The sequence below is a fragment of the Nocardioides sp. NPDC057767 genome, from assembly GCF_042798275.1.
Lineage (GTDB): Bacteria > Actinomycetota > Actinomycetes > Propionibacteriales > Nocardioidaceae > Nocardioides.
Map to the genome: position 1 here is coordinate 1 of NZ_JBHVKJ010000102.1, position 10,092 is coordinate 10,092.

Here is a 10,092-nt window from a genome sequence, read left to right on the forward strand (position 1 = left end):
GCACCACGGTGCCAACTCGGCCGACGGGAGTGACGTCTCGGCTACGCTGCGAGGTCGGGATCGGCGAAGCGGCGGAGCTTCTGAAGGGCCTCGCGCTCGAGCTGGCGTACGCGCTCGGCGGAGATGCCGTGCTTGACGCCGATGTCGGCGAGCTTGTGCTGACGGCCGTCGGTGAGGCCGTAGCGGGAGCGGACGATGTCGGCAGAGCGCTCGTCGAGCTGGCCGACCAGCGAGTTGAGCCGCTCGCGCGACTCGACGTCGATGACGTCCATGTCGGGCGACGGCGCCGACTCCTGGGCCATCAGGTCACCCAGGGAGGTGTCGCCGTCCTCGTCGATCGGGGTGTCGAGCGAGACGTGGTCACGACCCCAGGAGAGCAGGTCGAGGACGCGGTCGATGTCCATACCCAGCTCGGTGGCGATCTCCTCCGGCTCCGGGTCGCGACCGAGCTGGCGCTCCAGGGTGCGGCGGGCGCCGCCGACCTGGTTGAGCTCCTCGACGACGTGGACGGGGAGCCGGACCACGCGCGCCTGCTGGGCGATGCCACGGGTGATCGCCTGACGCACCCACCAGGTGGCGTACGTCGAGAACTTGTAGCCCTTGGTGTAGTCGAACTTCTCAACGGCCCGGATCAGGCCTGTATTACCTTCCTGGATCAGGTCCAGCATCGGCATCTGGGCGCGACCGTACTTCCGCGCGATGGACACCACCAGACGCAGGTTGGCGTTGATGAACTCGCGGGTGGCGCGGTGACCCTCCTCGGCCAGCCACTCCAGCTCCGCTCGGGTGGCTCCGCCGGGTGCCTTCTTGCGGCCTACGCGGCCCTCGGCCAGGAGGTGCTCGGCCATCAGGCCGGCCTCGATCGCCTTGGACAGCTCAACCTCTTTGGCAGCATCCAGGAGCTCGTTGCGAGCGATCTCGTCGAGATACAGCCCGACGCTGTCACGCCCCTCGATCTCTCGGGTGGCGGTTGCGGTGCGTGTCGCCATGGGAACCTCCTCACGGTGAGGTTTGTGGCCTCACGGTGGTTTCAACGCTTCGCCCCTCCCAGGTGTTCCCTGGTAGAGCGCCTTGTCATCGAATCCGTCTTCGATCTCTTGTCCGGTTCGACGTACGCGGCAGGCGATAAGTTGCATCGCGAGGTGAATCTCAGGGGTTTCTCATGGAGTACCCCGAGATCCCCACAGATATGCCCTACGAAGAGGTCACCTGATCGATCATCCAGGCAAGGCTGAACGCCCGGTCCTCCCACGCCTTGTAGCGCCCCGAGACTCCACCGTGTCCGGCCGCCATCTCCGTCTTCAGCAGTACGTCACCAGGATTCTCGGCCGTCGCGCGCAGCTTGGCGACCCATTTCGCGGGCTCGACGTAGAGCACCCGGGTGTCGTTGATGCTGGTCTCGGCCAGGATCGGCGGATAGTGCTGGGCGGCGACGTTCGTGTAGGGGTCGTAGGAGGACATGTAGTCGTAGGTCTCCTTGTCGGCCTCCGGGTTGCCCCACTCGTCGTACTCGGTCACGGTCAGCGGCAGCGTCGCGTCCAGCATCGTGGTCAGCGCGTCCACGAACGGGACGGCCGCGACGATCGCGCCCACGGCGTCGGGCGCCTGGTTGGCCACCGCGCCCATCAGCAGCCCGCCGGCGGAGCCGCCCTCCGCGATGATCGTGGACGGCGTCGACCAGCCCGACTCGGCCAGGTGGCGGGCACAGGCGATGTAGTCGGAGAAGGTGTTCTGCTTCTTCAGCATCTTGCCGTCGTCGTACCAGGCCCGTCCCATCTCGCCGCCACCACGGATGTGGGCGATCGCGAAGCCGATCCCGCGATCGAGCAGGCTCAGCCGCGCGATGGAGAAGTAGGGGTCCATGCTGGCCTCGTAGGAGCCGTAGGCGTAGAGCAGGACCGGGATCGGACCCTGCTCGTGGAGCCCCTTCTTCGCCACGATCGAGATCGGCACCCGTACGCCATCGGGGGCCGTCGCCCACAGGCGGTGCTCCTCGTAGTCGTCGCGGTCGTAGCCACCGAGCACCGGGGCCTGCTTGCGCAGGGTGAGCTCGCGGCTGCGTACGTCGTAGTCGTAGACGGAGGCCGGGGTGCGCATCGTGGTGTAGCCGAGCCGCACGACCGGCGTCTCGAAGGTCGGGTTGGAGCCGGAGCCGATGGTGTAGAGCTCGTCGTCGAACTTCACCAGGTAGTCGTCGGCCACGCCGGCCTCCCCGAGCTCCAGGATGCGGAGCTGGGTCAGCCCCTCGCTGCGCTGGTGCACGACCAGGTGGCCGGCAAAGGCGTCCACGTCCTCCAGGCGTACGCCGGGGGTGTGCGGGATCAGCGGCTGCCACTGCGAGCGCGGGGTGGGCGCGACCGGCGCGGTGGCGATCTCGAAGTCGGGTCCCGAGGCGTTGTGGGTGACCAGGAAGACGTCCTCGCCCGCGATGGTGGCGTGCTCCACCGAGTATTCGACGCCCTCTTCGCGGGCGGCGAAGACCTGCCAGCCGGCGTCGGGGTCGTCGAGGTCGAGGAAGCGGTACTCGGCGGTGATCTTCGCGGCGGTGCCGATGAACATGAACCGGTCGGACTTGGTGCGTCCCACGCCGACCCAGAACCGGTCGTCGGTCTCGTGGAACACCAGCTCGTCCTCGTCCTGGCCGGTGCCGAGACGGTGACGCCAGATCTTGTCGGCGCGCCAGGACTCGTCCGCGGTCGTGTAGTAGAGGTTGGCAGAGTCACGGTCCCAGGTGGCGCCGCCGTGGACGTTGGTGAGCTCGTCGGTCAGCAGCTCGCCGGTGGTGAGGTCCTTGACGCGTACGGTGTAGCGCTCGTCGCCGGTCACGTCGGTCGCGTAGGCGAGCAGGGTGGTCGAGGGGCTGACGGAGGAGCCCCCGAGGCTGAAGAAGTCGTGGCCCTCGGCGAGCGCGTCGAGGTCGAGCAGCACCTCCTCGCCGGGAAGGGCCGGCTGGTCGTGGGTGACGTCGGCCGGGGTCGGGGGAGTCCAGTCGTCGGGATCGGCGACCTTCACCCGGCAGCTCGCGCCGTACTGCTTCCCTTCGAAGCTGCGGCCGTAGTACCAGTAGCCGCGCGAGCGCGTCGGGACGCTCAGGTCGGTCTCGAGGGTGCGCGCCTTGATCTCCTCGAAGATCTGCGAGCGCAGGTCGGCCAGGTGGTCGGTCTGCGCCTTGGTGTAGGCGTTCTCGGCCTCGATGTAGGCGATGACCTCGGGGTTCTCCTTCTCCCGGAGCCACTCGTAGTCATCGGCCCGGGTCAGGCCGTGGAACTGCTTCGACGAGGGCTTCTTGGGAGCGATCGGCCAGGGCGTCGAGGAGCGATCTGCAGACATGAACGAGACCCTATCCTCGCTGAGGTGAGGACTCCGTGAGAGCCCGCTCGAGCGCGTCCCTCATCTGCGAGTCGTGGTATCCGAGCGCGCGAGCGGAGGCGACGTACGCCCTGGCCTTGGCCAGCACCGGATCGGCGGCCGGGCGCTCGCTGCCGATGACCCGGGTGCCGGCACCGCGTCGGGTCTGGACCAGCCCGCCCTGCTCGAGCTCACGGTAGGCGCGGGCCACGGTGCCAGGAGCGAGACCGAGGTCGCCGGCGAGCTGGCGGACGGGTGGGAGACGGTGTCCCGCGGCGAGCGAACCGGTCGTGATCAGGTCGTCGATGTGCTGCCTGATCTGCTCGTACGGTGGTGTTCCGTCGTCGGGATCGACGGTGATCCTCATGCGTGCTCCGGTGCGGTCCGGGCGGTCGGGTCGGCCGCGTTCGACAGGCTGTCGTTGACGAACAGGCGCACCAGGCACCATGCCCCCAGGCCGAGGCCGATGAGCGCCGTCGGCACCAGGAGCCAGCCCGCGACCGGCATCCAGGCGGGCGCGCACTCGACGTCCAGCGACAGAAGTCCTGCCGCTGCGGTGGCGGCGGTGCCGGTCAGGCTGGTGCCGACGGCGACTCCAACCGCCGCGACGATGACGGTCATCGATCGCCGGCGGAGGTCGTCGTCGCCGGCGTCGGTCGAGGCGAGGCCCCGAGGTCGGCGCACGACGGCGACAGCCGCGATCGCGGCGGAGACCAGGACGATACCCAGCATGATCGCCAGCGGCACCGCATAGAACGCGCCGGGGTAAGGGCTGTGCGACTGCGTGATGGGTCCCGCCTGGCAACCGATGGCTCGCTGGCCCAGATAGTCGTCGTCCTGTGCTGTGAAGGTGGTCAGGAGGAGCGTGGCGCCGAGCAGCGCGAGACCGGTGGTGACGGCGTACGACGTCGGCCTGGGCAGGTAGGTGCCCAGGGATCGGTGTTGCAGCGATGCCGTTCGGGGTCCGGTGGGCCGTGGCGCGCGAACGATGGTCTCGCCGGCGACCACGCCGAGGAGCACCCCGAGGCCGAACCCCGGGGGAGCGATCATCGTGCCGACGCCACCGGCCGCCAAGGACGCGTGATCCATGAGCACCGTCGCGATCAGCAGGCCGAGCGCTATGCCGAGCAGTCGGATCCGCCGCACCCATCGCCATTCCCGTGCGACCGAGAAGGTGCCACGAGGTCTTGTGGCCAGGGCGACGCACATCGTCGCCGCCAACGCCGGCACGACGATCACCAACGCCAGCTCGACCAGCCCGATTCCGAACACGAGACCTCCTTGAAGGGCAACTTGTGCCAAGCATTCGGTACAAGAAACCTTGTGTCAAGTGCTTGATACAAACGGGATCGAGCCTATGGCTCAGCTCTATCGCACATGCTGGTCGCCCGGCGCGATACCGCACTCGTCCGCCGCGACGGTGGCGTCCCGCGGCCGGGCGAGCGGGCCTCAGGACTCGATGTAGGGCTGCAGGTCGGGGTCGTCGGTGGCGTAGGACCTCACCGGGCCCGCGGGAGTCACGGCGGTCTCGAAGCGGACGGTCACCACGCCCCGCCCCGATCCCCAGACCCAGCCGCGACCCATCTCGGCGTGGACGACGTCCATCCCGGCCGCCCAGGTCGGCCGCCGCACCGGCTCGGGGAGGGGGAGGTCGGGCTCGGCTCCCTCGTCGCTCTCGTCGCCGAAGAGATCCTCCTGGATCCAGTCGGCGAGACCGGAGACGCCGACCCCGAGAAGGCGTACGCCGCCCGCCGTCTCGCCCGCGGTGAACAGCTCGCCGAGCAGAGTCCGAGCCAGGCGGGCGATGGTGCCGGCCTGGTCGGTGGGCGCCGGCAGCGTCGCTGAGCGGTTGATCGTGGTGAAGTCGTAGAGCCTGACCTTGATCGTGATGGTGCGGCCCGAGAGCCCGTTCTTCTTCAGTCGGGCCGCGACCTCGGTGGCCTGCCGGGTGAGGATCTGCTCCATCAGCGGCCGGTCGGTCAGGTCGGTGTCGTAGGTGCCCTCCACGCTGACCGACTTGGTCTCGCGCTCGGGCTCGACGCGCCGGTCGTCCTGGGCACGGGCCAGCTTGTAGAGGTTGGTGCCGTGGGACTTGCCCACCAGACGTACGAGCTCCTCGACGCTGACCTGCTCCAGATCGGCCACGGTGTGGATGCCGGCCCGGCGCAGGCGCTCGGCGGTGGCGGGGCCGACGCCCGGGATCACCTTGACGTTCATCGGGCGGAGGAGATCGAGCTCGGTGCCGGGTGCGACGACGACCAAGCCGTCGGGCTTGTCCAGGTCGCTGGCGATCTTGGCGATGAACTTCGAGCTGGCGAGGCCGACGCTCGCGGTCAGACCACCGGTGACCTCGGCGACCTCGGCACGGATCCGGGCGGCGGTCTCGGTGACGGTCCCGACCTCGAGGTCGGGCAGATCTGCGGCGGCGAGGTCGACGAAGGCCTCGTCCAGCGAGAGCGGCTCCACCAGCGGGGACAGGTCGCGCAGGATCCCGAAGACCTGTTCGCTGACCGACTTGTAGGCGTGGAAGCGCGGGTAGAGGAAGGCGGCGTGCCCGCACAGCGCGCGGGCCTCGCGCGTCGACATCGCGGAGCGGACGCCGAAGGTCCTGGCCTCGTAGGAGGCGGTACTGACCACGCCGCGCCCGCTGATGCCGCCCACGACCACCGGCTTGCCGCGCAGGGACGGCTTGTCGCGCTGCTCGACCGAGGCGAAGAACGCGTCGAGGTCGAGGTGCATCACCGACGCGTGCGGTCTCATGGTGGCAACCTATCGGGCAGCGGGGACAATCCGTTCCGGGCCAGTTGTCGTCCACAGGATCGAATGGGGACGGAGTTGTCCACAGGCACCGGATTTGTCCCGGAAACTGTCGGTGGGTCGCGGGGAGTGTGGTCCGCATGACCACGAAACTCTCCATCGCCCGTCCCGAGGACGTCCTGGCCGCAGTTCCCATCCTGCTGGGCTTCCAGCCCGAGAAGTCGATCGTCATGCTGACCTTCGGCGGTGAGCACCAGGTGCACGGCCGGATCGACCTCCCATCTCCGGGGGAGGTCGAGGACTGCCTCGACAGCCTCCTTCTGCCCGCCGTCCGCCACCAGGTGCGCGGAGCCATGCTCGTCCTCTACGACAGCGGCCCGCGCTTCGGGCTGAAGATCGCCCGACGCCTGGCCGAGAGGCTCGCCGAGTGCGACATCGACCTGATCGGCTGCCTGCGGGTGCAGGACGGTCGGTGGTTCGACCCGCTCGGGTTCCACGGCGTCCCCGACGACGGTGTCCCGTTCGACGTCGGTGCCCACCCGTTCCGTGCCCAGGCGGTCTACGACGGGCACCTGGTGCGCCGCTCCCGCACCGAGCTCGCCGCCTCGATCGCCGCGGACCCCGCGGCCGTCGCAGAGACGGAGGCGGCGCTGGCACAGGCCGCGTCGATGAAGATCTACGAGGTCGGCCGCCTGGTCGACGACGCAGTCGCTGGTACGGTGCTGTCGGCCGACCAGACCGCCTCCCTGCTGCTGGCGCTGCGCGACCCGCAGCGGCGAGACGCCGCCTGGGGCGGGATGAGTCGGGAGGAGGCCCGGGACCACGTGCGCATGTGGGCCGATGTCGTACGCCGCAGCCCCGACGACCACGTAGCCCACCCGGCTGCGGTGCTGGCCTTCGCCGCCTGGCTGGGCGGAGACGGGGCGCTCGCCTGGTGTGCGCTCGACCGGTGCTTCGCGAGCGAGCGCCACCACGGTCTCGGGGTGCTGGTCGCCCATATGCTCGAGGGCGCCGTTCCGCCGACCGCCTGGGAGGAGGCGCTGAGCCGTTCGGACCTTCCTGCCTAGTCGTTGCGGTAGCGCAGCCGCTTCCACCTCCGGCTCAGCCCCGAGCGCGGGTCGACCCAGGCGTTGCGGGTCACCACGACGTACGTCAGGGGTGTCCCGATCTCTCGAAACGCCTGCCTGGCGGCGGCGAGCCAGCGGAGGTCGACATCCTCGACGTCCAGGCCTCCTGCACGGGTCAGCCACACGATCGGGTCGGGCACGCCGGTGCGGCGCCGCATGCTGTGGATGATGTCGGTCCGCAGCCACTGGTCGGTGGGCTCGTCCTCGCGGTGGGCGTGGACGACCTCCTTGCCGCCGGGGATGCCAAGATGGACGAGCGCCAGGAAGGAGCGCCGATGCTCGGTGGCGGTGTGGTCGAGCACCGCCCGTCTGAGCCGCTTCTCCAGCACGGGGGACAGCGGCTCGTGCAGCCCTTCGACGGACGTCTCTGACAGCGCGGACATGGAGGACATGGGTCCAGCGTGCAACGGATCTCGGATCGGCGCGACCCGCTATCCACAGGCATGAGCAGGTGCTTCACCGCGAGATGAGGCAGGATGTCCCTTATGCCTTCGCTCCACATCACCGGCGACGAGGCCGCCGACAAGCTGCTCTCCGAAGACCCGTTCGCGCTGCTGCTGGGCATGGCCCTGGATCAGCAGTACCGGATGGAGGATGCGTTCAAGGGGGGTCACAAGCTGGTGACCCGACTCGGACATCTGGATCCCGCCCGGATCGCCGAGATGGATCCCGAGGAGTTCAAGACGATCGCCTCCACCCCGCCGGCGATCCACCGGTTCCCCGGCTCGATGTCGGCGAAGGTGCAGGGGATCGCGGCCATCGTCACCTCTGACTATGGCGGCGACGTCACCCGGCTGTGGACCGAGGCCACCAGCGGCAAGGATCTGCTCAAGCGGGTCCAGGCGCTCCCGGGCTTCGGCAAGCAGAAGGCGCAGATCTTCGTCTCGCTGCTGGCCAAGCAGCTGGGCGTGTGCCCCGATGGCTGGGAAGAGGCCGTCGGGGACTACGCGCTCGATGGTTACCGTTCTGTGGCTGACGTCGTCGACGTTGCGTCGTTGCAGAAGGTGCGCGACTACAAACAGCAGAAGAAGGCCGCAGCCAAAGCAGCCGGATGAGGTGGCGGGGACACGACGCCCCGGATGGGGACTGTTCACCACCACCGTGGCAGAATGAATCTGCGGCTCTTGACGACCCCGGGCCCTGCCGCGCCCAAAGTGAGTTTTTGTTAAGTCTCGACCAAGTTCGACGGAGAGGTGTTCGTGTCCTCGAACGCGCGCAAGATACCCGCTGAGGTACTCGCCCACCCTGCCGTGAAGGCACTGATCGACCAGGCCAAGCCGACCGGACGTGTGAGCCCCGACCAGGTCCGCCAGGCCAGCGAGGATGCTGCGGTCGAGCCCAGGCATCTCAAGGCCCTGCTCGGTCACCTGAGCACGCTCGGCATCTCGGTGGACCTCGGCACCGCCGTCACCGGCCGTGCCGCGGCGGCGACTACCTCGACCCGCAAGACGACCACTGCGAAGGCGCCGGCCAAGAAGGCCGCCGCCAAGAAGGTCGCCGCCGAGGCCGAGAAGCCGGCGGAGAAGCCGGCCAAGGCTGCGGCGAAGAAGGCCGATGAGCCCAAGAAGACGACCGAGATCGACGAGGACGGCGAGGAGATCGTCCTCGAGGACGTCGAGGTCGATGTCGATGACGTCGACGAGATCGATGTCGACGACTCCGACGACTCCGACGACTCCGACGACGAGGCCACGGTCGTCCAGATCGGCCCCGACGGCAAGAAGATCCTGCCCGACATCCCTGACGAGCAGTTCGAGAAGGACGTCGCCGCCGATCCCACGATCAAGGAGGACGAGAAGGAGGCCGAGAAGCAGAGCTTCGTCGTCTCCACCTCCGACGACACCGACGAGCCCGAGCAGACCGTCATGGTCGCGGGCGCGACCGCCGACCCGGTCAAGGACTACCTCAAGCAGATCGGCAAGGTCCCGCTGCTCAACGCCGAGATGGAGGTCGAGCTCGCCAAGCGGATCGAGGCAGGTCTCTTCGCGGAGGAGAAGCTCGGCAAGGGCGGCAAGATTACCCCGAAGATCCTCGACGAGCTCGAGTGGATCGCCGAGGACGGCAAGCGCGCCAAGAACCACCTCCTGGAGGCCAACCTCCGACTGGTGGTCTCGCTGGCCAAGCGCTACACCGGCCGCGGCATGCTCTTCCTCGACCTGATCCAGGAGGGCAACCTCGGTCTGATCCGTGCGGTCGAGAAGTTCGACTACACCAAGGGCTACAAGTTCTCGACCTACGCGACCTGGTGGATCCGTCAGGCCATCACCCGCGCGATGGCCGACCAGGCCCGCACCATCCGTATCCCGGTGCACATGGTCGAGGTCATCAACAAGCTGGCCCGCGTGCAGCGCCAGATGCTCCAGGACCTGGGCCGCGAGCCCACCCCGGAGGAGCTGGCCAAGGAGCTCGACATGACCCCGGAGAAGGTCATCGAGGTCCAGAAGTACGGCCGCGAGCCGATCTCGCTCCACACCCCGTTGGGTGAGGACGGTGACTCCGAGTTCGGTGACCTGATCGAGGACTCCGAGGCGATCGTCCCGGCCGACGCGGTCTCGTTCACGCTGCTCCAGGAGCAGCTGCACGCGGTGCTCGACACGCTCTCCGAGCGTGAGGCGGGCGTCGTCAGCATGCGCTTCGGCCTGACCGACGGTCAGCCGAAGACTTTAGACGAGATCGGCAAGGTCTACGGGGTCACCCGCGAGCGCATCCGTCAGATCGAGTCCAAGACGATGTCGAAGCTGCGACACCCGTCGCGTTCGCAGGTTCTGCGCGACTATCTCGACTGATCTGGCTAAGATCACCCCGAACGCCTTCCCGGACATCTGGGAGGGCGTTCGCCATTTCGGCGGAGAAGCCGTGC

Annotated in this window: 9 protein-coding genes; 3 read left to right on the forward strand and 6 right to left on the reverse strand. The window is 68.5% G+C overall.

What is annotated here, in order from left to right:
• Positions 1-41 precede the first annotated feature (41 nt).
• From ACFVDI_RS27945 to ACFVDI_RS27965, 5 genes are all read right to left on the reverse strand, one after another.
• Entirely contained in the window at positions 42-989 is a 948-nt protein-coding gene (locus ACFVDI_RS27945; RefSeq protein ID WP_378912145.1) for an RNA polymerase sigma factor RpoD/SigA, read from the reverse strand.
• 205 nt (positions 990-1,194) lie between these two features.
• The gene (locus ACFVDI_RS27950) at positions 1,195-3,330 is read right to left on the reverse strand and encodes a S9 family peptidase (protein WP_378912146.1); all 2,136 of its coding nucleotides are present in this window, start codon (positions 3,328-3,330) and stop codon (positions 1,195-1,197) included.
• 10 nt (positions 3,331-3,340) lie between these two features.
• Positions 3,341-3,715, reverse strand: coding sequence for a GntR family transcriptional regulator (locus tag ACFVDI_RS27955; protein ID WP_378912147.1), 375 nt, complete (start codon positions 3,713-3,715; stop codon positions 3,341-3,343).
• Positions 3,712-4,620, reverse strand: a complete 909-nt coding sequence (locus ACFVDI_RS27960; protein ID WP_378912148.1) for a hypothetical protein — start codon at positions 4,618-4,620, stop codon at positions 3,712-3,714. The genes ACFVDI_RS27955 and ACFVDI_RS27960 overlap by 4 nt, the downstream gene beginning before the upstream one ends.
• 177 nt (positions 4,621-4,797) lie before the next feature.
• Positions 4,798-6,108: a DNA polymerase IV gene (locus tag ACFVDI_RS27965; RefSeq protein WP_378912149.1), complete on the reverse strand. Its 1,311-nt coding sequence runs from the start codon at positions 6,106-6,108 to the stop codon at positions 4,798-4,800.
• Between the two features lie 137 nt (positions 6,109-6,245).
• On the opposite strand from ACFVDI_RS27965, the gene ACFVDI_RS27970 reads away from it, so the two are divergent.
• A complete protein-coding gene (locus tag ACFVDI_RS27970) occupies positions 6,246-7,172 on the forward strand; it encodes a DUF4192 domain-containing protein (RefSeq protein WP_378912150.1) in 927 nt (308 codons plus the stop codon).
• Here ACFVDI_RS27970 and ACFVDI_RS27975 read toward each other — a convergent pair.
• The gene (locus ACFVDI_RS27975) at positions 7,169-7,624 is read right to left on the reverse strand and encodes a hypothetical protein (protein ID WP_378912151.1); all 456 of its coding nucleotides are present in this window, start codon (positions 7,622-7,624) and stop codon (positions 7,169-7,171) included. The two genes, ACFVDI_RS27970 and ACFVDI_RS27975, sit on opposite strands and share 4 nt — an antisense overlap.
• 84 nt (positions 7,625-7,708) lie before the next feature.
• Between ACFVDI_RS27975 and ACFVDI_RS27980 the strand changes: the two genes are divergently transcribed.
• Entirely contained in the window at positions 7,709-8,287 is a 579-nt protein-coding gene (locus tag ACFVDI_RS27980) for an HhH-GPD-type base excision DNA repair protein (protein WP_378912152.1), read from the forward strand.
• A gap of 138 nt (positions 8,288-8,425) precedes the next feature.
• Positions 8,426-10,018 carry an RNA polymerase sigma factor gene (locus ACFVDI_RS27985; protein WP_378912153.1) on the forward strand — a complete coding sequence of 531 codons (1,593 nt, stop codon included), beginning with the start codon at positions 8,426-8,428 and terminating at the stop codon, positions 10,016-10,018.
• Positions 10,019-10,092: the final 74 nt, after the last annotated feature.